Below are 25,972 nucleotides of genomic sequence, written 5' to 3'. Positions count from 1 at the left end.
CTTATACCCCCTCAGCCATGATCTCGCGTCCGATCAGCCAGCGGCGGATTTCGCTGGTGCCGGCGCCGATCTCGTAGAGCTTGGCATCGCGAAGCAGCCGGCCGGTCGGATAGTCGTTGATATAGCCGTTGCCGCCCAGCAGCTGGATGGCGTCGAGCGCCATCTGCGTCGCCTTCTCGGCAGCGAACAGCACGCAAGCGGCGGCGTCCTTGCGGCTCGTCTGGCCGCGGTCGCAGGCGGCGGCGACGGCATAGACATAGGCGCGCGCGGCATTCATCGTCGTATACATGTCGGCGAGTTTGCCCTGCACCAGCTGGAACTCGCCGATCGGCTGACCGAACTGCTTGCGCTCGTGCACATAGGGGATCGCCACATCGAGGCACGCCGTCATCAGCCCGAGCGGGCCGCCGGCGAGCACCGTGCGCTCGTAATCGAGGCCCGACATCAGCACTTCGACACCGCGCCCTTCCTCGTGAAGCACGTTGCCGAACGGCACTTCGACATTCTCAAACACAAGTTCGCCGGTGTTCGAGCCGCGCATGCCGAGCTTGTCGAGCTTTTGCGCGACGGAAAAACCGGGCATCGATTTTTCGACGATGAACGCGGTGATGCCGCGCGAATGGAGCTCCGGATCGGTCTTGGCGTAGACGACCAGTGTTTCGGCATCCGGGCCGTTGGTGATCCACATCTTAGTGCCGTTGAGAACGTAGCGGTCGTTGCGCTTTTCGGCGCGCAGTTTGAGCGATACGACGTCGGAGCCGGCGCCGGCTTCCGACATTGCCAGCGCGCCGACCTTTTCGCCGGTGCACAGCGCAGGCAGATACTTTTCCTTCTGCGCCGGCGTCGCCCAGCGGTTGATCTGGTTGACGCAGAGGTTGGAATGGGCGCCGTAGGAGAGGCCGACCGAGGCCGAGGCGCGGGAAATCTCTTCCATCGCGACGACATGAGCGAGGTATCCCATGCCGGTGCCGCCGAAATCCGGATCGGCGGTGATGCCGAGCAGGCCGAGCTCACCGAGCTCGGCCCACAGGTGCGCCGGAAACTCATTCGAGCGGTCGATCTCGGCGGCGATCGGCGCAATCTTTTCCTGGGCGAAGCGACGAACCAGGTCGCGCAGCGCCTCGATGTCTTCGTCAAGCCCAAAGTTGAGTGTGTGCGTGTACATGCCTTTCCTCCCGGCGCATGGGCCCGAAATCGAATTCAATTTCGGCACGGATCACGCGCAAAATCAAAATGCTACAACGTCCTTTGCTCGCCGGAAGCGGCTGCGGCGCTGTAGGTCGTTGTCGCGCCACCGGCCTTTGCTCCAGCCAGGCGCATCGTCATTGAAAGATATGTGGCGGTTACCTCCGAGATCGATAGCCGCTCGCCCGGCCGGAACCAGACGATGACGCCGGTCATCATCTGGATCAGCGCCATGGCCGTCAGCCCTGTGTCTTCGACGCTGAAGTCGCCGGCCTCTACGCCGTCGCGCAGAATGGCGCGCAACTCCTTTTCATAGGTCGTGCGCAGGCGCAGGATCTGCGTCAGGCGGTCATGCGACAGGCTGCGCAGTTCCATGTTCGAGACATGGGTCGAATGGCGGCGTTCGATGTGGAAGGCGATGTGGTTTTCGACATAGGCGGCGAGCCGCGTCGCCGGATCGGCCGCGGCCGGGCGCGCCGCGTCCCACGCCCCGATCAGTGCTTCCATGTGCTCGCGCATCAGCGTGAACAAGAGGTCTTCCTTGGTCGGAAAATAGCGGTAGAGCGCCGCCGCCTGCACGCCGACCTCAGCGGCCAGCTGGCGCATCGACGTCGCCTCGTAGCCAAGACGCGCGATCAGGCTGACCGCCGCCTCACGGATCGCAGCTTCGGTCTTTTCCCCGTCCGATCCGGTCGTGCGCGCCATGGTCCCACCCCGTCGAGAGACAAAATAATAAAACGAACGTTCAATTAATTCAAGTGGCATTTCAGAGGTGGAGGCACTTCATGCGGCGGCGGATTGCGATCTCACCCGGCTGACGGCCGGCCTGGCACCGAACGACGGGTTCGCCGAGCCTGGGAAGGCTTGAAGCAGGTCATGTGCCTACTCGGTGACCGCAGTGTGGAAGGGAAGTAGTGGCATTGCCGAAACAACGGCGTTGCGATGCTCAGTTCCCTCGTGCGGCCGCCAACGCGCCCGGCAGCTCCTCGGCAAAAATGTCGAGCTCGTGATCAAGGCCGACGCTGACCCTGATGCAGCGGTCGAGCACCGGCACCATCGGCTTGCGGATGAACACATCGCGCGACAGCAGCGCCTGCAGCACTTTAAGCGCGAAGGCGCCGTCGCCGCCGCAGTCTATGGTGACGAAGTTGGTTGCAGACGGCAGCGGCTTCAGCCCATTCGCCTCGGCTATTTCGGCGATGCGCCTGCGGCCGGCAGCGACCCTCGCCACCACGTTTTGGAGATAGTCCTGATCGGCAAGCGCCTCGACGCCGGCGATCTGCGCCATGCGGCTGACGCCGTAATGGTTGCGGATCTTTTCGAAATCGCGGATCACCTGGGCCTCGGCCACCGCATAGCCGCAGCGTATGCCGGCCAGCCCGTAGGCCTTCGAGAAGGTGCGCATGCGGATGACGTTCGGCTGCGCGACATCGATCGGCGGCAGCGCCGAGGCCGGCCCCAGTTCGCCATAGGCCTCGTCGAGCACCAGCATTGTGGTCTCCGGCAGGGCTTCGATAAAGCGGCTGAGTTCGGCCGCTTCCCACCAGCTGCCCATCGGATTGTCCGGGTTGGACAGGTAGACCAGCGCCGCATTTTCTTTGCGCACCGCAGCCGATAGGCCGTCGAGGCTTTCCCGGTCGTTCTCGTAGGGAACCGCGACCAGCCGGCCGCCGACGCCGGCAATATGGAAATTGAAGGTCGGATAGGCGCCGAGCGAGGTGACCACCGCGGCGCCCGGCGCCACATACATGCGCGCCACCAGGCTGAGCAACCCGTCTATGCCTTCGCCGACCACCACGTTTTCGGCACTGACGCCAAGATGCGCAGCGACAGCCACCTTCAAATCGTGATTGTCGGGGTCGCAATACATCCACATGTCGCGGGCGAGGCCGGCCATGCGGGCGACGACGCGCGGCGAAGGGCCAAAGCTACTCTCATTGGCGCCGATGCGGGCGCGAAACGCACGGCCCCGATCACGTTCCTGTGCCTCCGGGCCGACAAACGGCACCGTCGAGGGAAGCGCACTGACGATCGGCGTGAGGGGAGGGCGCTGGCGCATGGCAAAGGCTCGTTCGAAAAGGGCCTTCTTGCTAGCGCGGCACAGTTGGCCGCGCAAGCTCCCGCCTTGGCTGCAACCAGCATGCTGGATTCCCCCCGCTCTTTTTGCTAGCGAGATATCTCTTTTTGCTAGCGAGATGTCATGAACAGTCGACTCCCACCTGCTTGGTCAAAGCACATCAAGCCCGGACCCGCGCCGAAAGCAAAGGTGCCGATAGCGAAGCCTTTAGCGAGCCCGCAGAAAGGAAACGCCCAGTCGCGTGCGCAGGCCGACGACGCGCTGCTGAAACAGGCATATGCCTTTCAGCACGCCAAGCGGCTCGACGAGGCTCAGGACCTATGCCTTCGGGTTTTGGCGCGCACGCCAAACCATCCGCTCGCCTTGTACATCTTGGGGACCTTATACCTTGGCTACGATGATGAGAGGGCCTTGCGATATTTCGCACGGGCGGTCGGCGAGGAACCTAAAAACCCCTACTACCACCTCAGCCTGGGCGAGGCCTATGTGAAGGTCAGCGAGTATTCGCCCGCAATCAGGCATATGCAGTACGCCTTGGAACTGCAGCCCGGCCTTATCGAAGCACTTTGTGCATTGGGGCGCACTTACACGGCGTTTGACAAGCCCGACATGGCTTTGCCGCTTTACGAGAAGGCGCTGAAAATCAACCGCGATCATCCCAAGGTGCGAGCCGGGCTGGCCGGCGCGCTCAGCGGTTTAGGGCGTATGGATGAAGCCGCCGACTATCTGAAAGAAGCGATCGATCGCCGTATTGGGGTGCCGGCTGCCTACAACGACCTTGTACAGACGCGAAAGTTCACCGAGGAGCCCGAGGAGCTCCAATCCATCCTTCGTGAACTCGGCAATCCCAAGCTTGGTTCGGAAGGCGCGCAGCAACTCCATCTCGCCGCCGGCAAGGTGCTGAACGACCTCAAGCGCTATCATGAGGCATTCGACCATTTCAACAGGGCGAAACAGGCCTCCGGCTACAAGTTCGACATTGACTTGTATCGTCGGTGGATCGATTCGATGATCGAAACCTTCACGCCGGACTTTTTGGCTGCCAGGGCCGGCTATGGAAATCCTTCCGAAGTGCCTGTGTTCGTGGTTGGCATGCCCCGCTCGGGGACGACGCTCACCGAGCAGATCTGCGCCAGCCATCCCGATGTTCATGGTGCAGGGGAGCTTAGCAAACTAAGGCGGGCCGCGAATGCGATCGGCCTCAAGACATCATCGGCTGGAGATTTGCACCAGCCAGTCATGTCGATCACGGAAGACCTGTCCAGAACGCTGGCCGAAGAGCATCTGTCCTATTTGCGGGAACGGGCGCCTGCCGCACTTCGCGTCGTGGATAAGATGCCGCACAATTTTGAACTGATCGGCCTTATCGGGCTTCTCTTCCCCAACGGACGCATCATTCATTGCCGTCGTGACGCCATCGACAATTGCGTCTCCTGCTTTGTCCTCAACTTCAGCGAGGGGCACAGCTACAACACCGACCTGAAAACACTAGGCCTGTACTATCGCGAGTATGACCGCCTGATGCAGCATTGGAACCAGGTTTTTCCGGGCCTTATCTTCGAAAATCGCTACGAAACGCTGGTCGAGGACCAGGAAGCGCAGTCACGCCGCCTCATAGATTATCTTGGTCTGCCTTGGGATGACGCCTGCCTGCGCTTTTTCGATAGGGATGGTTCGGTCAACACGCCCAGTCGCTGGCAGGTTCGTCAACCGATTTACAAATCGTCGGTCAAGCGCTGGAGGAATTATGAAAACGAAATTCAGCCGCTGATACAGTCGCTGGGCGATCTTGCAGAGATTTGACTTGAGGTCGGCTATCCGCATTGTGTGGACCGCGGGGGGGGGTCGCAAGCGCATAGGGTTGCTGCCAACCGACGTTCAGCCGCCCACTGATTAGCTAAATGCCACTATGCCTTCCTCCCCCAAGGGCGGAGCGACACCCTATCCTGTTCCTTCCAAGCGCTGCTGCGGTGCAGAATCGAGACGCAGGAGGGACAGGATCGCTGCTGCTTTCATTCTGCGCAGCCGATCGGCTTCCAACCTGTCAGAAATCACAAGACCGCCGATCCAGCAAAGAACGACCATGGCTGGCATTGCCGGCGTCATGCATCACGCAACGCGACAGCCACGCCGGCACAAAAAAACCCGGCGGTTGCCCGCCGGGTTCGATTTCAGTCAAACGCTGCTGATTAGAACGAGCGCTGGAAGCGGAGTTGGCCGCCGAAGTTGTCGTCGTCATCGGCACCGGTCCAGTTGCTGACGGACTCATCACCAAGATGGAAGTAGCTGGCTTCGGCCGTGATCGTCAGGCCGGGGACGATATCGTAAGCGATGTTCGCCACGACGCCGAGATTCTCGCCCTCGTCATACGAGATCTGGGTGTTGAACGAGGTCTTCTCGTTGATGGTGAAGGTGCCACCGCCCCAGACTGCCCAATTGCCGCTCCACAGCTTGTACATGCCGCGGCCGGCGGCGGGGATTGCGAAGCCGCCATCCGTGTAGTTGTCGTCGGTGCCGTAGCCGCCCATGATGAACAGCGACAGGTTCTCCATCGGGGTGACGTCGAGGCGAACCTTGCCGGCCACTTCTTCATAGTTGCTGTCGTAAGCAATGACGCCGGTGATCGCGCCCCAGCCCTGCGTCCACTTCACACCGCCGACGACATGCGGGACGTAGCTGTCGATCGTGAAGTCGCCGTAACCTTGTTCGAGCGAAACCACGGCGGAGAAACCGTTGCCGGCGTCGAAATAGTACTGGACGACGTTGGTGTCGAAGCCGCCGTAGGGAACCAGCGTATCGTTCATGACATTGCCGGCGTAGCCGATGAACGTATCGAAGGCCGATTCGTCCTTACCGACGCGCAGCCCACCGAGCTGGATCCAGGCGAAGTTCAGCGAAGCGCCTGTGTTGTAGGCTTCGTTGAGGACCGGAGATGTATCGCCTTGGACGTTGCGGAAGTTGAAGCGGGTCTCGGTGTACGTCTTCAACGTGCCGAGCTCGGTTTCCTGGCCGGTCCAGGTCTTCAGCGCGAAGCGAGCACGCTTCCAGTAGGTATCCTGATCGTCGCCGTCCTCGACGTCGACGGTTCCCGCACCGGTGAATGTGCCGACGTCGCCGACGCCGATGTCGTAGCGGACATAGCCGCCGATGCGCAGGCAGGTTTCGGTGCCGGGGATGTAGAAGTAGCCAGCGCCGTAGACGTCGCAGATGCGGACGTATTCAGCGGGTTCCGGCTCGGCAACGACGACGGCGTCGGCGGCGCGCGCACCGGAAACTGCGACCAGTGCCGCAGCGGAGCCGAGAAGAAGGCTCTTGATGTTCATTTTCTGACCTCCAGTCAAAAGTTAAAAAACGGGTCTGGGTATTCTTTGCTGAAGGACAGCGTTCCCTGCCCCATCCCCACTACCGAAAAAGATGCGCACCGCGCCGCTCCTTCGAATTCGACATTACCCATGAGGCGGCGGCGTTCAACCACCATCGTATCGGCAGAAGGTCTGTGCGGGTGCTATCCCCAAACGTTGTTGCACAAATGACACGATTTGGCCTCACTCGGAAAGCTCCCATTAACCATTGAGCCTCTTGCTAGCCCTTGCAATCCGGCCAATTCCGGCAATTGCCCGCCGGAATTGCGACGCTGTCGTGAGTCGTCAGCCAAGGGATTGCCGCAGAATCGCCGCATGGCAAAAGCGGCGTTTCGGCGGGAGCCGGTTTTTTCAATGATAATGGCTCAGGCTTGTTGATTGTGCCGGCGCTTTTCTTTATCCACCGGCGCAACGGAGAGGTGGCCGAGTGGTCGAAGGCGCTCCCCTGCTAAGGGAGTAGAGGTCAAAAGCTTCTCGTGGGTTCGAATCCCATCCTCTCCGCCATCCTGCTTCGCGCTGCGCGCTTCGCAGCAACATTCCCCCTTTCCGCGAAAGCAGGATGCACTGCGGCATTGCCTCAAATAAATTCCTCAGTTCTCGAGCATTAGCTCGAGCCGACGCGTTGCGCGGCCCTATCCAGAAAAGCGGCGATGGCGCCGGGCAGGCCGCCGGTCTCGAGGAAAGGCGCATGGCCCTGGCCATCGACCGTAATCGTCTCGACACAAGGGTGACGCTTTCGCATCTGTTCGAGCGTCTCGGCGGAAAGCAGCTTCGAATTGGCGCCGCGGATGGCGAGCAAGGGTATGGCCGCCAGCGCCTCGAACTGCGGCCACAGATCTGCCAGTGGCTGAGTAAGATCGAGACCCGCCAGCATATCGACCAGCTTCGGGTCGAAATCCGGCACCAGCCCCTCATCCGTCCCTCGGTAGAGGGCCGATACCATCCGCTCCCAATCCGCCTCGGTCAGAGCTGGAAAGTCGCTGCCATGCGCGCCACACTGGGCGCCGATCGCCTCGGCATGGGTCTTCGGCTTTGGTGTCTGCTCGAGATAGGAGCGGATATAGGCGAGACCGCTGGCCTCGACCACCGGGCCGATGTCGTTGAGGACGACGGCTTTAAGGACCGCTGGCCGCATCGCGCCGAGCACATGGATGATCAGCCCGCCACGCGACGTGCCGATGAACGCCGCCGCCTCGATGCTCAGCGCCGCCAACCCGGCGAGGATATCACCGGCTTCAACGCCGATATTGTAATGGCCGATATCAGGGTCGTAGGCGGATTGCCCGCGCCCGCGGTAGTCGAAAGCGACAATTTTTCGCGAACCTTCCGCCCGTCGCGACAGGTGCAGCGCCAGTTCATGAAAATCGCGGCAATTGCGGGTCAGGCCAGGCAGGCAGACGACCGGCCAGTGTTCGGAATTCGCTTCGCCGTAGACACGGGCGTGAAGTTGCAGCCCGTCCGGCGAGGCGTAGAAGAAATCGGAAAAACCCTGGTCGCTGGGCATCTAGACGTGGTTCCTCGCTGCTGCCGGATAGTCTCCGACTGCTACAGGCGAGGGAAGGTGCGGTCAAATCGGGAAAGGCAGACCGGCGAAACTGCTTCTCCCCCCCCTCGTGAGGGAGATTCGCCGTCATCGACGCAATCTCGAACGCCGTCGACGCTCTTCAACTCCGCCCGTTCACCAAATCTCCAACGATGTCGTACTTGCCGGAAATACGCATCTTGTAGACTTCGTAATTCTCCATCACGCGCTGGACGTAACTTCTTGTTTCCGTATAAGGAATCCGCTCGATCCAGTCGACTACCGCGTCGATGTCCTTGCCGCGCGGATCGCCATATCTAGCCACCCACTGGGCGGCGCGGTTGGGGCCGGCATTGTAGCCGGCGAAGGCCAGTACATACGAACCGTCGAAGCGGCCGAGCTGCTCGCCGAGGAAGGCGGCGCCCAAGGTCGCATTGTAGCCGGCGTCAGTGGTCAGCCGCGCCTGCGAGAAGGTCATTCCGGCCTTCTTCGCCAATTGCCTGGCGGTCCCCGGCATCAGCTGCAGCAGCCCGCGTGCGCCGGCGCTGGAGACGGCGCCGATATTGAACTCGCTTTCCTGGCGGGCGATCGCATAGGCCAGCGCCTTGCCGGAGCCGGAGATGTTGGCGGTCTCGGGAATGACGCCGAGCGGATGCGACAGCGCCCCGACATCGATGCCGCGCGCGCCGGCGATCTTGCCGACTTTGAGCGCCAGGAAGTGATTGCCCTGCTTTTCCGCCATCGCGGCCAGCAGCGCCAGCTCTCCGGGACTGGTCAACTGTCCGGCGAGGTCGCGGTAAAGCGTGTCGGCATAGCGCTCATAGCCCGCCTCCTGCAGCCGCTTGATGGCGCTGACCGCCTCGCGATTGGCAAAATTCCGATGATCGGCGGCGCTCGGCTGCGGATGGGCGATGTCGAGGACCTGCCGGCGGACGCGCTCACCGGCGAGCTGCCCGTAGAAGGTCGTGCCGTGGGCGGCGGCACGGATGAAATAATCCTTCGCGCTGCCGGGGCCGCCGGCTTCGGCCGCGCGGCCGAGCCAGTAATAGGCGCGCGACAGCGACATCGGGCCCTGGGCGAGATCGGCGATCCGCAAGAAATGCTTGGCAGCGGTGTTGGGGTCTCTGACGCCGCGCAGCGCGTACCAGCCGGCATGGAACTCCGCATCCGTCGCGTTGGCAGCACTTTCGGCGGCGTGTGCTGCGACTATTTTGTAGGCGGTCTTCATATCGCCCTGGTCGACCAGTTCGCGCGACAGCACCCGGCGCTCGGCCCACCAGGCATCCGGATCGATCAGTGCGCTGCGGTCGCTCGGCGCCTTCATCATCACTGCGGCGGCGTCGGAAAACTTCTGCTGCTTGCGTAGATATTGGGCTTGCGCGAAGAGATAGCCGGCCGAACGCTGCGCGGCGGGCACCGCCTTCAGCAGTTTGGCCGCATTCTTGTCGCCCCTGTCCGCCGCGGCCCAGGCGTCGGCAAGCTGCTGGGCGCTGGCAAGGCCGGCGACGCGCAGTGCGGAATTGACCCGGTGGGCATAGAACATGCGCTCCATGCGAAAGCGGTGGTCAGCGGCGGCTATGAGCTTGCCGAATTCCTGGATGATCGCCGCTTCGTCCTTGGCTTCCAGTTTTTCGGTGCGCCAGAAAGGCGACAGCACCGAGCGCGCCGCCTCGACGTTGCCCCGCGACACATAGGAGCGGGCGAGGATCACCACGCCCTCGACTGTTTGCGGCTGGCTGCCGCCGAATGCCTGCACCACGATCTCAGGCGCGGGGTTCTCGCGATAGAGCGCGCGCTCGCTGTTCTTACGCAAGGCGATCATGCCCGGCCAGTTCGGCAACATCTTGGCGGCATCGGCGATGTCGCCGCTTGGCACCCTGTCGCCGCCATAGAGCGCGATCGCCCAGGCAAGGATGTGCCGGTCGAGCGAATTGACCGGCAGGGTTTCGCGCATTTGACGCGCACCGGCAATGTCGTTTGCCGCCAGCGCATCGAGGCCGCTTTTCAGCCTGGCGACACTAGCGGATGGAGATCCCGTATCCGGCAGGCCCGTATCCGGCAGGCCCGCATGCTGCAGGTTTGGCATCGGAATGGCCGAGGTGACCCGCACATCGACTTTACCGGCGGCTACAAGGCTCGGCGTCAGCAGGAGAATTGCGCCAAGCAGCGCAAAAAAATGAGGCTGCCTGGTCGGCATGGTCTTCATCATTTCCTGTCTACACATTACCAACAGGCACAGATCAACCGAAGCCTAGTTGGCTGTGATGAAGAGCCCGTAAACAAGGCTATCGAGGCCTTTCAAATTGCGCTTGCTGGCACTACCACCATGCTTGCCGCGCAACAGTGTCGAGACTATGGTGCGCCGCTTCGCTTTCGGCTAGAAGGCGCGCACGACAAAACACCTACAGCGCCGTGCGACGTCTCAAACGCTCAAAGGACGCTGTAGCACTATAAATTTGGCGCATGATCCCCAGAGAAAATCGACTCCGATTTTCGGGGTCATGCGCTAGTCCCAGGGAGTTGGACGACATGCTGAGAGGCTCGCTTACCGCGCTCGTGACACCGTTCGAAAAGAGCGGCCGTTTCGACGAGAAAGCCTTTCGCGCTCTCGTTGCCTGGCAGATCGCCGAAGGCACGACCGGTCTGGTTCCGGTCGGCACCACCGGCGAGTCGCCGACGCTGTCGCATGACGAGCACCGCCACGTCGTCAAAGTGTGCATCGAGGTCGCCAAGGGCCGCGCTCCGGTCGTCGCCGGCGCCGGCTCCAACAACACCGAAGAGGCGGTTGGCCTGGTGCAATATGCCGAGAAGGCGGGCGCCGACGCTGCACTCGTCGTCACGCCTTACTACAACAAGCCGACGCAGCGCGGTCTCTACGCGCATTTCGCCGCCGTCGCCAAGGCGACCAGCCTGCCGATCATCATCTACAACATTCCGCCGCGCTCGGTGATCGACATGACGCCCGAGACGATGGGCGAGCTGGTGCGTGACTTCAGGAACATCATCGGCGTCAAGGATGCCACCGGCAAGGTCGAGCGGGTTTCCGAGCAGCGCGCGACCTGCGGCAAGGATTTCATCCAGCTTTCCGGCGAGGATGCCTCGGCGCTCGGCTTCAACGCCCATGGCGGCGTCGGCTGCATCTCGGTAACGGCGAATGTCGCGCCGCGGCTGTGCGCCGAATTCCAGGAGGCGACGCTTTCCGGTGAGAACGCCAAGGCGCTGGACTTGCAGGACCGGTTGCTGCCGCTGCACAAGGCGATTTTCCTGGAGCCCGGCGTGTCGGGCGCGAAATATGCGCTGTCGAAGCTCGGCAAGGTCGAGAACGTGCTGCGTTCGCCGCTAGTCGCCGTCGAGCAGTCGACCGCCGAAAAGATCGATGCGGCCATGAAGCACGCCGGCTTGATTAATTAGCGAGCCCATTTGGAAATTCTACTCCTGCGGCCATCTGAAGGCGCCACCTGCGTTTCCGGTGCTCACGTACTATATGTACGCTCCGATCCGGTTCCGCGCACGGTCCCGAAAGCACTTCGCTTTCGGAAAGGGCCATGCGCAAAGTCAGGTTTCCAGAGCGTCCTTTGCGCGTTTGAAAAACGCGCGGCGCTCTGGTGCCACCATCATCTGACTCGCAGGAGCGAGTTTCTAAACGGACTCTAGCGTCATGAATCAAGTCAGAAAAGCCGATCCCAACAACAAGACCGTTGCGGAAAACCGCAAGGCGCGGTTTTCCTATGAGGTGCTCGACACGATCGAGGCCGGCCTGGTGCTGACCGGCACCGAGGTGAAGTCGCTGCGTCAGGGCCAGGCCAACATCCAGGACAGCTACGCCTCGGTCGAGGGCGGTGAGATCTGGCTGATCAACTCCTATCTGCCGGAGTACCTGCAGGCCAACCGCTTCAACCATGAGCCGCGCCGGCGTCGCAAACTCCTGCTCAACAAGCGCGAGATGGCCAAGCTGTCGCAGAGTGTCGATCGCGAAGGCATGACGCTGGTGCCACTGAAAATCTATTTCAACGACCAGGGCCGGGCGAAGCTTTTACTCGCCGTCGGCCGCGGCAAGAAATTGCATGACAAGCGCGAGACCGAAAAGCAGCGCGACTGGTCGCGCGAGAAGGGCCGGCTGCTGAAGGAGCGTGGGTAGGCTGGGAGGCACTCTTTTGAAGGACCGGATCAAGAACCGGATCGTCCTTTGGGGTGCGGCCAGCCTGATCCTGGCATGCCTCGTCGCGGCCGCCGGTTATTTCTACTTCCATCCGTTTTCTCCGGACCGCGGCAAATATCCGGTCAGGGGCATCGACGTTTCCCATCATCAGCGGCAGATCGACTGGCGCCGTGTCGCCGCCGACGATGTCGCCTTCGCCGTCATAAAGGCGACCGAGGGCGGTGACCATGTTGACGATGCCTTCGCCGCCAATCTGAGTGAGGCCCGTGCGGCCGGTCTGGCGGTGGGTGCCTATCATTTCTTCACCTTCTGCAGGCCTGGCGCCGATCAGGCGAAGAATTTCATCTCTGTCGTACCGCGCAATCAACCGCTGCTGCCGCCGGTGGTTGACATCGAGTTCGTCGGCAATTGTCCGCGGCGGCCATCGCCTGAGGAATTGAGTATTGAACTCTCGACTTTCCTCGGTCCTGTCGAGGCAGCTTTCGGCAAGACGGCGATCCTCTATGTGACCGACGAGGCGGCACGGGTCTATGCCGCCCAGATCGCCGGCCGCCCGCGCTGGGTTCGTTCGCTGGCGCTATGGCCAGGTCGTGACGACTGGATCTATTGGCAGTACCACGACAGCGGTCGCGTCGACGGGATCAGCGGCGATGTTGATCTGAATGTCCTTCAGGGCGGGCAGGAGAAATTGGCCGAGCTGTTTGCGCCTCCGCCCGAATCTATCTCTCCAGAAACGCCGCTATATCCCTGAATACGTTGACAAACATCGCTTCCGTGAGCACGCCGGTGTTGGTGTTGTAGCGCGAGCAGTGATAGCTGGAAAATAGCGTCACGCCATTGGTTTGCTGCTGCCCGCCATGCTTGAACGGATAAGCAGCAACACGTTGGCCGAGCGCCCGCACCGTCGACTGGTGCGCGATCGAGCCCAGCGCCAGCACGGCGCGCAGGTTCTTGAACCGCGCGATCGTCGGCACCAGGAACATCCGGCAGGTGGCAATCTCGGCGCCGACCGGCTTGTTGTCCGGCGGCACGCAGCGCACCGCATTGGTGATCGCCGTGCCGACAAGCTCCAGCCCGTCATCGGGCCGCGCCTTGAATTGGCCGCGAGCAAAACCATGTGCGATCAGCGTGCTGTAGAGCAGGTCGCCGGCATAGTCGCCGGTGAAGGGTCGTCCGGTACGGTTCGCCCCACGCAGGCCCGGCGCCAGTCCGACGATCAGCAGCCGCACCGCATCCTCGCCCTCGGGCGGCAGGAAGGTCGGCACCGGCGCATTGAACCAGGACGGCTCGCGCTGCCGCCATTGCGCGATAAAATCGTGCAGCCGCGGGCAGAGCGGGCAGTCGCGATCGGGCTCGGGGGAGGCGACCAGGGGGGCGGTCAAGACCCCCGCCGTCAAAAGTCGTCCTCGACTTCGGCCGGTTCGGGCCGGCGCACCGGCCGCTCGGACGGATCGCGGCCGACTTCGTTCTTCAGCGTCATCAGATCGATGAAATGGTCGGCCTGGCGGCGCAGATCGTCGGAAATCATCGGCGGCTGCGAAGCCATGGTGGAGACGATCGAGACCTTGCGCCCGCGCCGCTGCAGCGCCTCGACCAGCGTGCGGAAATCGCCATCGCCGGAAAAGATGACATAATGGTCGACGACATCGGCGAGTTCCAGCGCATCGACGGTCAACTCGATGTCCATATTGCCCTTGATCTTGCGGCGGCCGGTCGAGTCGGTGAATTCCTTGGCTGGCTTTGTCACCACCTTGAAGCCGTTATAGTCGAGCCAGTCGATCAGCGGCCGGATCGAGGAGTATTCCTGATCCTCGACGAGCGCGGTGTAGTAGTAAGCACGCAGCAGATAGCCGCGCTTCTGGAAGCTCGACAAAAGCCTGCGGTAGTCGATATCGAAGCCGAGGGCGCGCGACGTGGCGTAAAGATTGGCACCGTCGATGAAAAGAGCGATTTTTTCACGAGGATCGAACATGGAAAATATTCCTTTTCGAAAATAAGCGGTCGTCTAAATGCGCGTGACTATCGGTCGGCTTGAAATAACCGGCTGACCTTCGTCATTCGAGATAACGCCGGTTTTACGGCAATCCAAGGGTATGATGCTGCATAGCAAGCAATTGTGATCGGTGCCGTATCGTCGCAGGCGGCGCGCGTCCAGACCTCGCCTTGGCCGGCCCCCGGACTTGATCCGGACCTGGCCCCGGACCGATACTGCCAAAAAGCTTGTGTTTTGGCGGCGTTCGGGTTATGGACCGCGCCTGTTTTCCATCAAATCCAGGCATGAAAGGGGCAGCTCATGGCCCGCGTAACCGTTGAAGATTGCATCGACAAGGTCGACAACCGCTTCGAGCTCGTGCTTCTGGCCGGCCACCGCGCCCGTCAGATCAGCCAGGGCGCGCAGATCACCGTTCCTCGTGACAACGACAAGAATCCGGTCATCGCGCTGCGCGAGATCGCCGAGGAGACATTGTCGCCCGACGACCTCAAGGAAGATCTGATCCACTCGCTGCAGAAGCATGTCGAGGTCGACGAGCCGGAAGCCGATGGCGAGGCGATCGCCGACCAGACCGGTACCGCCGCTGCGGCAACCGATGCCGACGACACCGAGGACAACATCACCTTCGACCGCATGACCGAGGAAGATCTCCTGGCCGGCATCGAAGGTCTGGTGCCGCCGGAAAAAAGCGACGACTATTGATCTTAGCAACGACTGCCGACACTTTCGCGTCGGCGGTTTCGTGGTTATCTATGACATGCGCCGTACGCCAGTGCGGCGCATGATTCGTTTCAGCACTGCGAGATCCCGCCCATGATGCGTCAGTATGAGCTTGTCGAGCGCGTCCAGCGCTACAAGCCTGACGTCAACGAGGCACTGCTCAACAAGGCCTATGTCTACGCCATGCAGAAGCATGGTCACCAGAAGCGCGCCTCCGGCGATCCTTATTTCTCGCATCCGCTCGAAGTCGCCGCCATCCTCACCGAAATGCACATGGATGAGGCGACCATCGCGGTTGCCCTGCTGCACGACACTATCGAGGACACCACGGCGACCAGGGCCGAGATCGACGAGCTGTTCGGTCCGGAAATGGGCAAGCTGGTCGAAGGCCTGACCAAGCTGAAGAAACTCGACCTCGTCTCCAAGAAGGCCGAGCAGGCTGAAAACCTGCGCAAGCTCTTGCTGGCGATCTCGGAAGACGTTCGCGTGCTGCTGGTCAAGCTCGCCGACCGCTTGCACAACATGCGCACTCTCGACCATGTGCCCGAAGCCAAGCGCCTGCGCATCGCCGAGGAAACGATGGATATCTATGCGCCGCTGGCCGGGCGCATGGGCATGCAAGGCATGCGCGAGGAGCTCGAGGAGATCGCCTTCCGCTTCATCAATCCGGAAGCCTACCGCGCCGTCACCGCGCGGCTCGCCGAAATCTTCGAACGCAACAAGGATGTGCTGTCCGAGATCGAGAGGGCGCTGTCCACGCTGTTCGAGAAATATGCCATCAAGGCCGAGGTCAAGAGCCGCCAGAAGAAGCCGTGGTCTGTGTTCCGCAAGATGGAGGCCAAGGCGCTGTCCTTCGAGCAGCTATCCGACATTTTCGGCTTTCGCGTCGTCGTCGATACCGTCGAGGACTGCTACCGGGCGCTCGGCGCCATCCACACGACATGGTCGATGGTGCCAGGCCGCTTCAAAGACTACATCTCGACGCCGAAGCAGAACGACTACCGTTCCATCCACACCACCATCGTCGGACCGTCGCGCCAGCGCGTCGAGTTGCAGATCCGCACCTATCAGATGAACAAGATCGCCGAATATGGCGTTGCCGCGCATTCGATCTACAAGGACAGCGGCGGCAAGATGAACGGCACTGCCCACGCGATCTCGAAGGAGACCAACGCCTATGCCTGGCTGCGGCGCACCATCGAGCAACTTGCCGAAGGCGACAATCCCGAGGACTTCCTCGAAAACACCAAGCTGGAACTGTTCCAGGACCAGGTGTTCTGCTTCACGCCCAAAGGCATGCTGATCGCGCTGCCGCGCGGCGCCACGCCGATCGACTTCGCCTACGCCGTGCACACCGATGTCGGCGACACCTGCGTCGGCGCCAAGGTCAACGGTCGCATCATGCCGCTGATGACCGAGCTGAAGAATGGCGATGAAGTTGAGATCATCCGCTCCAAGGCGCAGGTGCCCCCGGCGGCGTGGGAGTCGGTCGTCGTCACCGGCAAGGCGCGCTCGGCGATCCGGCGCGCCACCAAGAATGCCATCCGCAAGCAGTATTCGGGTCTCGGTATCCGCATACTGGAACGCGCCTTCGAACGGTCCGGAAAGATCTTTACCAAGGAGAGCCTGAAGTCGGTGCTGCATCGGCTGGCGCGCAAGGACATCGAGGATGTGCTGGCCTCTGTCGGCCGCGGCGAACTTGCCTCCACCGATGTCATGAAGGCGGTTTTTCCCGACTACAAGGACGAGCGCGTCACGCTGGCCGCGCCCAAGCAGCGCGAGGAGGGCTGGTCGAAGATCCGCAACGCCGCCGGCATGCTGTTCCAGATTCCGGGCCGCGCGGCACGCAAGGACAAGGACCAGCCAAAGGACGGCGCCGTGCCGATCCGCGGCGTCCGCGGCGACCTGCCGGTGCGCTTCGCGCCGGAAGGTGCTGTCCCCGGCGACCGCATCGTCGGCATCGTGCAGCCGGGGACCGGCATCACCATCTATCCGATCCAGTCGCCGGCGCTGCAGGCCTTCGACGATCAGCCCGAACGCTGGATCGACGTGCGCTGGGACATAGACGAACGCACGAAGGAACGGTTTCCGGCGCGAGTCTCGGTTACCGCCATCAACGCGCCAGGTTCACTGGCCGACATCGCGCAGGTCGTTGCATCCAACGACGCCAACATCCATACATTGTCGATGGTGCGCACCGCGCCCGATTTCACCGAAATGCTGATCGATCTCGAAGTCTGGGACCTGAAGCACCTGAACCGGCTGCTGTCGCAGCTCAAGGACAATTCGAGCGTCAGCGATGCGCGGCGCGTGAACGGCTAGAACTCACCAGCGTGCTGGAGACAAGGCAGAGATGAACACCGACGAAGTGCTGGGCATTTTCCGTGAAGCCGGTGCCGTTCTCGAAGGGCATTTCATTCTGACGTCGGGCTTGCGAAGCCCGGTCTTCCTGCAGAAGGCGCGGGTCTTCATGCATGCCGACAAGACCGAGCGCCTGTGCAAGGCGCTGGCCGAGAAGATCCGCGCTGCTGTGTCCGGCAGGATCGATTATGTCGTCGGTCCGGCGATCGGCGGGCTGATCCCGGCCTACGAGACCTCGCGCCATCTTGGCGCCCCGGCGATCTGGGTCGAGCGGGAAGGGGGCGAGTTCAGGCTCCGCCGCTTCGAGATCGCCAAGGGTTCGCGCCTAGTCATCGTCGAGGACATCGTCACCACCGGCCTGTCGATCCGCGAGACCGTTGACTGCCTGCGCGCAGTTGGCGCCGAGGTCGTTGCCGCTGCCTGCATCATCGACCGCTCGGCCGGCAAGACCGATGTCGGCGTGCCGCTGATCGCGCTCGCCGAATACGAGGTTCCTGCCTACCCAGCCGACAGGCTGCCGCCCGAGCTCGCCGCCATACCGGCCATCAAACCGGGCAGCCGCAATATCTGATGCATATCGCCAAAAGTGCGCAGCGGTTTTGGGACAACGACATGCACAAAACAACGTTAACTGAGGCGCAGCCGTGATTGCAGGCATCGATCATTTCGTGCTGACGGTTCGCTCCGTTGAAGACACCTGCGCCTTCTATCAGCGCGTGCTCGGCTTCAGGCGCCTCGACGAGCCGGACCGGCCGACGGCGCTGCTGTTTGGAACGCAAAAGATCAATGTGCATGACGTCGGGCGCACCTTCGAGCCCGAGGCCAAGGCGCCGACTCCGGGCTCCGCGGATTTCTGCCTGGTCGCTGCTCGTCCGCTCTCGGAGATATGCGCCAGCCTGGCGGCCAACGGCGTTGGCGTTGAAGTCGGGCCGGTCGAGCGGATCGGCGCCCGTGGCCCGATGATGTCGGTCTATTTCCGCGACCCGGACGGCAATCTCGTCGAGGTCAGCGAATATGGGCCGTAGATAGCTGGAGTTGCTGCCGATTCTGCGGCGAACTCTCCTCCTCAGATCCGTCGCGATTACACTGTCCGGAGTGGCGAAACGCCGGTTTCGCAGGCGACAGCAGCGGACGGCATGCAGCTACGGTTGTTCTGCGGCCAGCGTATCGCTATATCAGGTCGTTGTTGCCTTTCGCGCAAGATGTAGCTGTCGCGCCCGGCCCGGGATGGTCGGAGCGGCAGCTTTGGATATCAGGACAGGAACAGAGTGCTTTTTCGACGCCGCAAACCTGATGGTTTTCTCGAGCGGATGCGTATCTATCTGTGGCCACGCCGCTCTTTCTCGCGCTCGCTGCGCCTGGCGGACAGAGCTGGAACCGCCGGACGGGAAGTTCCCGCCGAATGATCATTGGCATCGGCAGCGACCTGATTGATATCAGACGCATCGAAAAATCGCTGGAGCGCCATGGCCAGCGCTTCATCCAGCGCATCTACACCGAGGTAGAACAGGCCCGCTCCGAAAGCCGCGGCGCCCGCGCCGCCTCCTATGCCAAGCGCTTCGCCGCCAAGGAAGCCTGCGCCAAGGCGCTGGGCACCGGTATGGCGCAAGGGGTGTTCTGGCGCGACATGGGCGTCGTCAACCTGGCCAGCGGCAAGCCGACCATAGCGTTGACCGGCGGGGCGGCGGCGCAGCTGGACAAAATCCTGCCTGAAGGCCACAGAGCAGCGATCCACCTCACCATCACCGACGATTTTCCGCTTGCTCAAGCCTTTGTGATCATCGAGGCGTTGCCCGTCGAAGAAGCGCCATATTGATTGCATCTGACCACCGGCATGACGTTGCCCAGCGCGCGCCGAGACTCTATACCAACCAACGCATAATCGAGGACGACATGAGCGTGGCTGAAAAATCTCAGAAGAAATCCGGCGGGCTTGGCGAAACCGTCAGCGTCATCGTCCAGGCGCTTTTGCTCGCTCTGGTCATCCGCACGCTCCTTTTTCAGCCATTCTCTATCCCGTCCGGGTCGATGCGGCCGACCTTGCTCGAAGGCGACTACCTCTTCGTCACCAAATGGTCCTATGGCTTCTCCCGCTATTCCCTGCCGTTCGGGCCGGATATCTTTTCGGGCCGTATTTGGGGTGCCGAGCCGAAGCGCGGCGACGTGGCAGTGTTCAAATTCCCGCCTGACCCCTCGGTCGACTATATCAAGCGCGTCATCGGCCTGCCGGGCGACAAGATCCAGGTCAGGGAGGGCCAGCTCTTCATCAACGGCGTCGGCGTGCCACGCCAGAAGGTCGGGCAGATCGACAATCGCGACATCACTGAGGAGAGCGGGCCGGTCGACGTCTATCGCGAGACATTGCCGAACGGTGTCAGCTATGACACGCTCGACCTGATACCCAACTCGATCGGTGACAACACCCAGGAATTCGACGTGCCGCCCGGCCACTATTTCATGATGGGCGATAACAGAGACAATTCCTCGGACAGCCGCTTCACCGTCGGTTTCGTGCCCGACGACAATCTGGTTGGCCGCGCCAACCTCATCTTCTTCTCGATCGGTGGCAGCGCCAGCCCGCTCGAAATCTGGAAATGGCCGTCGCTGATGCGCGCGTCGCGCCTGCTCCATTTCGTCAATTAGGATCATGGCGGCGACAAAACGGCTGACCATCGACGCGCTCGCCGAAGCGCTCATGCAGCGCACCGGCCACGCCTTTGCCGACCGCCAGCGCCTGCAGCGCGCGCTGACCCATGCCAGCGCCCGCAGCAGCCATGCCGGCATCGACTATGAGCGTTTCGAATTTCTGGGCGACCGCGTCCTCGGCCTGGTCGTCGCCGACATGCTGCTGGCGGCGTATCCGGACGCTGCCGAAGGTGAGCTGTCGGTCCGGCTCAACGCGCTGGTCAATGCCGAAGTTCTGGCGGAGATCGCCGAGGAGATCGGCCTGCCGGAGCTGATCCGTGCCGGCTCGGACGTACGCGGCCTGGACGGGCGCAAGCGCGTCAATCTGCGGGCTGATGCGCTGGAATCGCTGATCGCCGTGCTCTATCTCGACGGCGGGCTGGAGGCGGCCCGCGCCTTCATCCACAAATACTGGCGGCCGCGCTCGCAGGCCATCGGGGCCGCCCGCCGCGATGCCAAGACCGAACTGCAGGAATGGGCGCATCAGGCCGCAGGCGCCGTGCCGGTCTACATAATTGACAGCCGCGAGGGACCGGACCACGATCCGCTATTCACCGTCAGCGTCAAGGTCGGCGCCTTTCCGCCGGCGACCGGCAGCGGGCGCTCCAAGCGCGAGGCCGAGCAAGCCGCCGCTACTGCACTGCTTTTGCGCGAAGGCGTCTGGCTAAACAAGGGGAGCGCGGCATGACCGCCACCGAAGACGTTCCGCCGGAAGCAGAAGCCACCACCACGCACTCTGGCTTCGTCGCGTTGATCGGCGCGCCCAATGCGGGAAAATCGACGCTGGTCAACCAACTGGTCGGCGCCAAGGTGTCGATCGTCACCCACAAGGTGCAGACGACGCGCGCCATCGTGCGCGGCATTGCCATCCACAATAACGCACAGATCGTCTTCGTCGACACGCCGGGCATCTTCAAGCCGAAGCGGCGGTTGGACACGGCGATGGTGACGACCGCCTGGGGCGGCGCCAAGGACGCCGACATCGTGCTGTTGCTGATCGACGCCGAGCGCGGCATCAGGGGCGACGCCGACGCGATCCTCGAACGGCTGAGGGATGTCCGCCAGCCGATGGTGCTGATCCTCAACAAGGTCGACCGGGTCAAGCCCGAGGCGCTGCTGGCCCTGTCCGCGGCAGCCAACGAAAAAGTGCCCTTCAAGCGCACTTTCATGGTCTCGGCGTTAACCGGGTCGGGCTGCAAGGACCTGCTCGACTATCTCTCGGAAACCCTGCCTGCCGGCCCCTGGTATTACCCGGAAGACCAGATCTCCGACCTGCCGATGCGTCAGCTGGCGGCCGAGATCACTCGCGAAAAGCTCTATCTCAGGCTGCATCAGGAACTGCCCTATTCCTCCCATATCGAGACCGAGAAATGGGAAGAGAAGAAGGACGGCTCGGTGCGCATCGACCAGACCATCTATGTCGAGCGTGACAGCCAGAAGAAGATCATGCTCGGCCACAAGGGCGAGACGATCCGTGCCATCGGCCAGGCGGCACGCATGGAGATATCCGGTATCCTCGAACAGAAGGTGCATCTTTTCCTGTTCGTCAAGGTGCGCGAGAACTGGGGCGACGACCCCGAGCGCTACCGCGAGATGGGGCTGGAGTTTCCACATTAACGTCACTATCGACACAGCTCTCGTGAGCCGGTTGGTCGCCACGCAATTTCCCCGATGGAAGGATCTTGCTTTCGGACCGGTTCCATCAGGCGGATGGGACAACAGAACCTTTCGTCTCGGAGACCATATGCTCGTGAGGCTGCCGGGTGCTTGCCGATCACCAGCGCGCGGCCCAAAAACCCAATCTTGATTTCGCCATCGAACCGGTGACAAGCTCCGTTGATGGAGTGGCGCGACGAGGGAATCATTCTCGGCACCCGCAAGCATGGCGAAACCAGTGCCATTCTTGAGGTCATGACTCGTGCGCATGGCCGCCACCTCGGACTTGTGCGCGGCGGCCGCTCGCGCAAGCAGCAGCCCGTTCTGCAGCCCGGAAACCGTGTCGACCTGTTGTGGCGGGCGCGGCTCGACGAACATCTTGGCACCTTTCAGGCCGAAGCGATCGAGATGAACGCCGCCCGGCTCATGGACAGCGCCGTCGCCATCTATGGGCTGCAAACCATGGCTGCGCATCTGCGCCTGCTGCCCGAGCGCGACGCTCATGGCGGCCTCTACGAGACGTTGGCCGTGATGATCGCCCACCTCGACGATACGGACGCCGCCGGCGAGCTGGTGGCGCGCTTCGAGTTGCTGATTCTCGACGAACTCGGCTTCGGACTCGATCTCAGCCAGTGTGCTGCCACCGGCGCCAGGCAAGACCTTGCCTATGTCTCGCCGAAATCCGGGCGCGCCGTGTCACGCGCCGCAGGCGCGCCATGGCGCGACAAGATGCTGGTGCTCCCCGCATTCCTGCAGCGCGGCTCCGGCCTGCGCGCCGACCCGGCGGCGATCGAGGATGCCTTCCGGCTGACCGGCTTCTTTTTTACCCGCCATGTCTACGAGCCGCGCGGGATCGAGGCGCCCGGTGCCCGCGCCGGCTTCCTCGCAGCCTTGCGCAAGCACCACGCGGCGGACAAGGAGATTGGCGTCGAGACCGCCGCCGGAGAAATCATTACATGAGCGAAGTGGAACTCTATCCCGGCCGGGTCTCGCCGCTCGGCCTCGGCACCATTCCGCACTGCGACATCTCTAGATATACCGGCCTGGAATTGCTCCAGCGCATCATCGACAACAAATATCCGGCGCCGCCGATTTCGTTCCAGCTCAGTTTCGGCCTGACCGAAGTGTCGGAAGGACGCGCGGTGTTCGCGGCATGCCGAACGAGCGCTATCTCAATCCGCTGGGTGGGGTGCATGGTGGCTGGGCCGCGACGCTGCTGGATTCGGCCCTTGCCTGCGCCGTGCAAACACTGCTCGATAAGGGCGAGGCCTATACGACGGCGGAGTTCAAGGTGAACCTGACACGGCCGATCACGCCGACGACCGGCGAGGTGGTGTGCGAGGGCAGGGTGGTGCACAAGGGCCGCACATTGGCGGTTTCGGAAGCAACGCTGAAGGATGCCAACGGCAAGCTGCTGGCTTTTGGCACCGAAACGTGCTCGATCTTTCCGGCCGCCAATCTGGCGGCGCGCTGACTTTGTCAGTAACTACTGGCTCGGTTTGGGGGAACCGCCATGTTCGAAAGCCTGATCGGCCTGGTCGCGATCATCGCGCTGTTCGTCATTATCTCGCGCCAGCAGAGCCGCATCGGCCTGATCGAGCGCGAACTTGGTGCGCTGCGCAGCCTCGTGCTTTCGGGTGTCCATGTGGTCCCACCGCAAGCCAAGCCGGTAGAACAGGTCGCAGACGACAGCATGCCAGCAGGCGCGGCAATTGCGGCCGTGACCGACGTTGCGCCGCCATCGGCGGACGAGGCTGAGGAAAAGCAGTCTACAGAGGGTGAAGCCGGGGAAGTTGCATCCGGACCGTGGGCTGCGGGCGAAGCGGCGCCGGCTGGGTCTGCACCTGCGCAACTGGCCGCGACGGCGAAAGCGGCCCAAAAACCCGACATTGAAACGGCGCTCGGCACCCGCTGGGCGGTCTGGGTCGGCGGCATCGCGCTGGCGCTCGGCGGCCTGTTCCTGATCCGCTACACCATTGAGGCCGGCATTTTCGGTCCCGGCGTGCGGCTGAGCATGGCAGCAATGCTCGGGCTGGTGCTGGTCGCCGCCGGCGAGTTCATCCGCCGCACCGGCTTCAGGGTGCCGGTGCAGGGCGTCGCCGGCGCCTATATTCCGGCGATCCTGACGGCGGCTGGTGCTTTCATCCTGTTCGGCACGGTTTATGCCGCGCATGGCGTTTACGGCTTCATCGGGCCGGCGCTCGCCTTCACGCTGCTCGGCGCCATCGGTGTGGCGACCATCGCGGCCGCCCTCGTGCACGGTCAGGCGCTGGCCGGCATCGGCCTGCTCGGCGCGGTGGTGACGCCGATGCTCGTCGCTTCGCAGGCGCCGAACCCTTGGGCGCTGTTCGGCTACCTGGCGATCGTGCTCGCCGCCACCGGCGTCATCGCCCGCTTGCGCGACTGGAAATTGCTGATGGCGGCAGCCTTCGTCGGCACCGGCCTCTGGACCATTCTTTACATGACTGATGCGCCGGGGACCAACCTGCCTGTCATCCTCTTCATCAATGCGGTGACCCTGGCCGTACTTGCCTTGATCTGGCTCGGCCGTCGCGGTGGCGAAGCAGAGCCCGCCAGGGGCTTCGACTGGCCGTCGATCGCACCTGGCTTCTTCGTCGGCCTTTCGGCCATGGCGCTGTTCGTCGACCCGGCATACGCTGCCGGCGATGCTCTGCCGGGAGCAGCTCTTATCGCAGCCCTGGTCGCGGTAGCGCTCCACCGGCCGCTGGCGCTGGCGCTTCTGCACGCCGCAGGGCTGGCGACGGTGCTGGTCTATCTCGGCATCATTCCGCCAACCTCCGTCGCTTCAGATTTTTCAGGTGGCGCTCTCGGCGTCGATGGTCTGCCGGCGACTGTGTCCGACACGCTGATGCTCAGGATCGGCATTTTTCTCGGACTTGTGTTCATCGGAGCCGGTTTCTGGACAGCGCGCAAATTTGCCGCATCGGCTCACATCCGCGCCGCCTCATGGGCGGCATGGGGCGTTATCGCGCCGCTGGTCATTCTGTTGGCGCTCTGGTTCACCTTCGGCAATCGCGACCGCGATCTTGTCTACGCGGCGGCAGCAGCCCTTCTGGTCGTGGTTTTCGCCGCCGGTGGCGAGTGGATCGCGCGCGGTGAAGAGCCGCCGCTACAGGGTGGTGCGGCCGTCTCCTCCGCACTTGGCGGGGCAGCAGTCGCCGCCTTGCTGATGGTCTATATGGCCTTCGGATCCGGCTGGACCACCATCCTCCTGGGTGCCGCGGCCATTGTGCCGGCGCTGGCCACTCGCTGGCGCGCCTATCCGGTGCTCGGCTGGATTTCGGTCGGCGCGGTCATTGCCGTACTCGGCCGCGTCGCCTTCGATCCGACAATCGTCGGCGCCGAATTCCTGTCCACGACGCCGGTATTCAACTGGCTGATGCCGGGCTACGGCGTGCCGGCGCTTGCCTTCGGCTTTGCCGCCTGGCAGCTCGCCCACACCACAAATGGCCGGCCACGCCTCGCCATGGAAGCGGGCGCAGCACTGTTTGCGCTGCTCACGGTTGCGATTCTGGTGCGCCACGCCATGCATGGCGGCGTCATCGACACGGCTGCTGCGACGCTCGCCGAGCAGGCGATCTACACGCTGATCGCCATCGGCGCCGGCGCCATCCTGGTCGCCATCGACATGCGCTCGCCAAGCTCGGTGCTGCGCTATGGTTCGCTCGCTGCGGGCGTGGTCTCGGTCGCCTTCATAGTCATCCAGCATTTTCTGGCCCTGAACCCGCTGTTTACCGACGAATCCACCGGGCGAATTCCGGTGTTCAACCTGCTGTTCCTCGCTTATCTCTTGCCGGCCGCCGCTGCCGGCGGGCTGGCGCTCTATACACGTGACGTCAGGCCTAAATGGTATGCCTCGATCCTGGCGTTGGTGGCGGCGCTGCTTGCCTTCGCTTACGCGACGCTGTCGGTCCGGCGGCTGTTCAAGGGCGAGTTCATCGGCCTGTGGAGCGGCCTCGGCCAGCTTGAAACCTACACCTATTCCGCGCTGTGGCTGATCATTGGTGTGGCGCTGCTCACCGCCGGCGTCTGGCTGAAGTCGCAGGTGCTGCGCATCGCGTCGGCCGCGCTGATCTCGGTCGCCGTGCTGAAGGTCTTCCTCTTCGACATGTCGGAACTGGAAGGCGTGCTGAGGGCGCTGTCCTTCATTGGCCTCGGCGCGGTGCTGATCGGCATCGGCCTGTTCTACCAGCGGCTGCTGACGCGGGCGGCTAAATCCGAAGCCCGATAG

At 62.7% G+C, this 25,972-nt stretch carries 23 protein-coding genes, 1 tRNA gene and 3 pseudogenes; 18 read left to right on the top strand and 9 right to left on the bottom strand.

All coding sequences use genetic code 11. The features are described from left to right. Position 1: 1 nt before the first annotated feature. The 3 genes from EOA78_RS01530 to EOA78_RS01520 form a co-directional block, all read right to left on the bottom strand. Entirely contained in the window at positions 2 to 1,165 is a 1,164-nt protein-coding gene (locus EOA78_RS01530; protein ID WP_127313559.1) for an isovaleryl-CoA dehydrogenase, read from the bottom strand. 71 nt (positions 1,166 to 1,236) lie between these two features. After that, complete coding sequence (locus EOA78_RS01525) at positions 1,237 to 1,890, bottom strand: TetR/AcrR family transcriptional regulator (RefSeq protein ID WP_127313558.1); 654 nt, start codon at positions 1,888 to 1,890, stop codon at positions 1,237 to 1,239. A 241-nt stretch (positions 1,891 to 2,131) separates the two neighbouring features. Beyond that, complete coding sequence (locus EOA78_RS01520) at positions 2,132 to 3,244, bottom strand: pyridoxal phosphate-dependent aminotransferase (RefSeq protein ID WP_127313557.1); 1,113 nt, start codon at positions 3,242 to 3,244, stop codon at positions 2,132 to 2,134. Positions 3,245 to 3,385: 141 nt separating this feature from the next. Between EOA78_RS01520 and EOA78_RS01515 the strand changes: the two genes are divergently transcribed. Continuing rightward, on the top strand, positions 3,386 to 5,065 hold the full coding sequence (locus tag EOA78_RS01515) for a sulfotransferase (RefSeq protein WP_127313556.1): 1,680 nt from the start codon (positions 3,386 to 3,388) through the stop codon (positions 5,063 to 5,065). 138 nt (positions 5,066 to 5,203) lie between these two features. Here the strand turns inward: EOA78_RS01515 and EOA78_RS36385 are convergent, their stop codons facing one another. Beyond that, complete coding sequence (locus EOA78_RS36385) at positions 5,204 to 5,368, bottom strand: hypothetical protein (RefSeq protein WP_206533397.1); 165 nt, start codon at positions 5,366 to 5,368, stop codon at positions 5,204 to 5,206. Between the two features lie 83 nt (positions 5,369 to 5,451). Next, complete coding sequence (locus EOA78_RS01510) at positions 5,452 to 6,585, bottom strand: porin (RefSeq protein WP_127313555.1); 1,134 nt, start codon at positions 6,583 to 6,585, stop codon at positions 5,452 to 5,454. Positions 6,586 to 7,037: 452 nt separating this feature from the next. On the opposite strand from EOA78_RS01510, the gene EOA78_RS01505 reads away from it, so the two are divergent. After that, positions 7,038 to 7,128, top strand: a tRNA-Ser gene (locus tag EOA78_RS01505). Positions 7,129 to 7,228: 100 nt separating this feature from the next. Here EOA78_RS01505 and EOA78_RS01500 read toward each other — a convergent pair. After that, the gene (locus EOA78_RS01500; protein ID WP_127313554.1) at positions 7,229 to 8,128 is read right to left on the bottom strand and encodes an alpha/beta hydrolase; all 900 of its coding nucleotides are present in this window, start codon (positions 8,126 to 8,128) and stop codon (positions 7,229 to 7,231) included. Positions 8,129 to 8,288: 160 nt separating this feature from the next. Beyond that, a complete protein-coding gene (locus EOA78_RS01495) occupies positions 8,289 to 10,343 on the bottom strand; it encodes a lytic transglycosylase domain-containing protein (RefSeq protein WP_127313553.1) in 2,055 nt (684 codons plus the stop codon). Positions 10,344 to 10,675: 332 nt separating this feature from the next. Between EOA78_RS01495 and dapA the strand changes: the two genes are divergently transcribed. The 3 genes from dapA (at position 10,676) to EOA78_RS01480 (ending at position 13,056) form a co-directional block, all read left to right on the top strand. Continuing rightward, positions 10,676 to 11,557 (top strand): 4-hydroxy-tetrahydrodipicolinate synthase, encoded by an 882-nt coding sequence (dapA, locus tag EOA78_RS01490; protein WP_127313552.1) that lies wholly within the window; start codon positions 10,676 to 10,678, stop codon positions 11,555 to 11,557. A 247-nt stretch (positions 11,558 to 11,804) separates the two neighbouring features. Then, the gene (smpB, locus tag EOA78_RS01485) at positions 11,805 to 12,284 is read left to right on the top strand and encodes an SsrA-binding protein SmpB (protein WP_006202221.1); all 480 of its coding nucleotides are present in this window, start codon (positions 11,805 to 11,807) and stop codon (positions 12,282 to 12,284) included. Positions 12,285 to 12,312: 28 nt separating this feature from the next. Then, a complete protein-coding gene (locus EOA78_RS01480) occupies positions 12,313 to 13,056 on the top strand; it encodes a GH25 family lysozyme (RefSeq protein WP_127313635.1) in 744 nt (247 codons plus the stop codon). Here the strand turns inward: EOA78_RS01480 and EOA78_RS01475 are convergent. Together EOA78_RS01475 and EOA78_RS01470 are read right to left on the bottom strand one after the other, a co-directional pair. Beyond that, on the bottom strand, positions 13,025 to 13,687 hold the full coding sequence (locus EOA78_RS01475) for a uracil-DNA glycosylase (RefSeq protein WP_127313551.1): 663 nt from the start codon (positions 13,685 to 13,687) through the stop codon (positions 13,025 to 13,027). The genes EOA78_RS01480 and EOA78_RS01475 overlap by 32 nt on opposite strands. Before the next feature lie 11 nt (positions 13,688 to 13,698). Next, the gene (locus EOA78_RS01470) at positions 13,699 to 14,277 is read right to left on the bottom strand and encodes an NYN domain-containing protein (RefSeq protein WP_127313550.1); all 579 of its coding nucleotides are present in this window, start codon (positions 14,275 to 14,277) and stop codon (positions 13,699 to 13,701) included. Between the two features lie 321 nt (positions 14,278 to 14,598). On the opposite strand from EOA78_RS01470, the gene rpoZ reads away from it, so the two are divergent. The 13 genes and pseudogenes from rpoZ (at position 14,599) to EOA78_RS01405 (ending at position 25,972) form a co-directional block, all read left to right on the top strand. Then, positions 14,599 to 15,000 carry a DNA-directed RNA polymerase subunit omega gene (gene rpoZ, locus EOA78_RS01465; protein WP_029354482.1) on the top strand — a complete coding sequence of 134 codons (402 nt, stop codon included), beginning with the start codon at positions 14,599 to 14,601 and terminating at the stop codon, positions 14,998 to 15,000. Between the two features lie 111 nt (positions 15,001 to 15,111). Then, entirely contained in the window at positions 15,112 to 17,340 is a 2,229-nt protein-coding gene (locus EOA78_RS01460; RefSeq protein ID WP_127313549.1) for a bifunctional (p)ppGpp synthetase/guanosine-3',5'-bis(diphosphate) 3'-pyrophosphohydrolase, read from the top strand. Positions 17,341 to 17,371: 31 nt separating this feature from the next. Continuing rightward, positions 17,372 to 17,950: an orotate phosphoribosyltransferase gene (gene pyrE, locus EOA78_RS01455; RefSeq protein WP_127313548.1), complete on the top strand. Its 579-nt coding sequence runs from the start codon at positions 17,372 to 17,374 to the stop codon at positions 17,948 to 17,950. 73 nt (positions 17,951 to 18,023) lie between these two features. After that, the gene (locus EOA78_RS01450) at positions 18,024 to 18,404 is read left to right on the top strand and encodes a VOC family protein (protein ID WP_127313547.1); all 381 of its coding nucleotides are present in this window, start codon (positions 18,024 to 18,026) and stop codon (positions 18,402 to 18,404) included. 243 nt (positions 18,405 to 18,647) lie between these two features. Beyond that, positions 18,648 to 18,737, top strand: a pseudogene (locus EOA78_RS36805) (DUF2062 domain-containing protein); the annotation flags it as partial. A gap of 44 nt (positions 18,738 to 18,781) precedes the next feature. Next, positions 18,782 to 19,195: a holo-ACP synthase gene (acpS, locus tag EOA78_RS01440; RefSeq protein WP_127313546.1), complete on the top strand. Its 414-nt coding sequence runs from the start codon at positions 18,782 to 18,784 to the stop codon at positions 19,193 to 19,195. 77 nt (positions 19,196 to 19,272) lie between these two features. Further along, positions 19,273 to 20,022 (top strand): signal peptidase I, encoded by a 750-nt coding sequence (gene lepB, locus EOA78_RS01435; protein ID WP_127313545.1) that lies wholly within the window; start codon positions 19,273 to 19,275, stop codon positions 20,020 to 20,022. Between the two features lie 4 nt (positions 20,023 to 20,026). Beyond that, positions 20,027 to 20,752, top strand: coding sequence for a ribonuclease III (gene rnc / locus EOA78_RS01430; protein WP_127313544.1), 726 nt, complete (start codon positions 20,027 to 20,029; stop codon positions 20,750 to 20,752). Then, complete coding sequence (era, locus tag EOA78_RS01425) at positions 20,749 to 21,681, top strand: GTPase Era (protein ID WP_127313543.1); 933 nt, start codon at positions 20,749 to 20,751, stop codon at positions 21,679 to 21,681. Before rnc ends, era begins: the two co-directional genes overlap by 4 nt. Then, positions 21,677 to 21,832: pseudogene (locus tag EOA78_RS36800) on the top strand (aminoglycoside phosphotransferase); the annotation flags it as partial. The gene era and the pseudogene EOA78_RS36800, both read left to right, overlap by 5 nt. 71 nt (positions 21,833 to 21,903) lie before the next feature. Then, positions 21,904 to 22,680, top strand: a complete 777-nt coding sequence (gene recO, locus EOA78_RS01415; RefSeq protein WP_127313634.1) for a DNA repair protein RecO — start codon at positions 21,904 to 21,906, stop codon at positions 22,678 to 22,680. Further along, positions 22,677 to 23,194 (top strand): annotated as a pseudogene (locus tag EOA78_RS37885) (PaaI family thioesterase). Before recO ends, EOA78_RS37885 begins: the two are co-directional and overlap by 4 nt. 39 nt (positions 23,195 to 23,233) lie before the next feature. Next, positions 23,234 to 25,972, top strand: coding sequence for a DUF2339 domain-containing protein (locus EOA78_RS01405; RefSeq protein WP_127313542.1), 2,739 nt, complete (start codon positions 23,234 to 23,236; stop codon positions 25,970 to 25,972).

This window comes from Mesorhizobium sp. M5C.F.Cr.IN.023.01.1.1 (assembly GCF_003997585.1).
GTDB lineage: Bacteria > Pseudomonadota > Alphaproteobacteria > Rhizobiales > Rhizobiaceae > Mesorhizobium > Mesorhizobium wenxiniae.
This window is presented reverse-complemented; position numbering and strand designations above follow the sequence as displayed.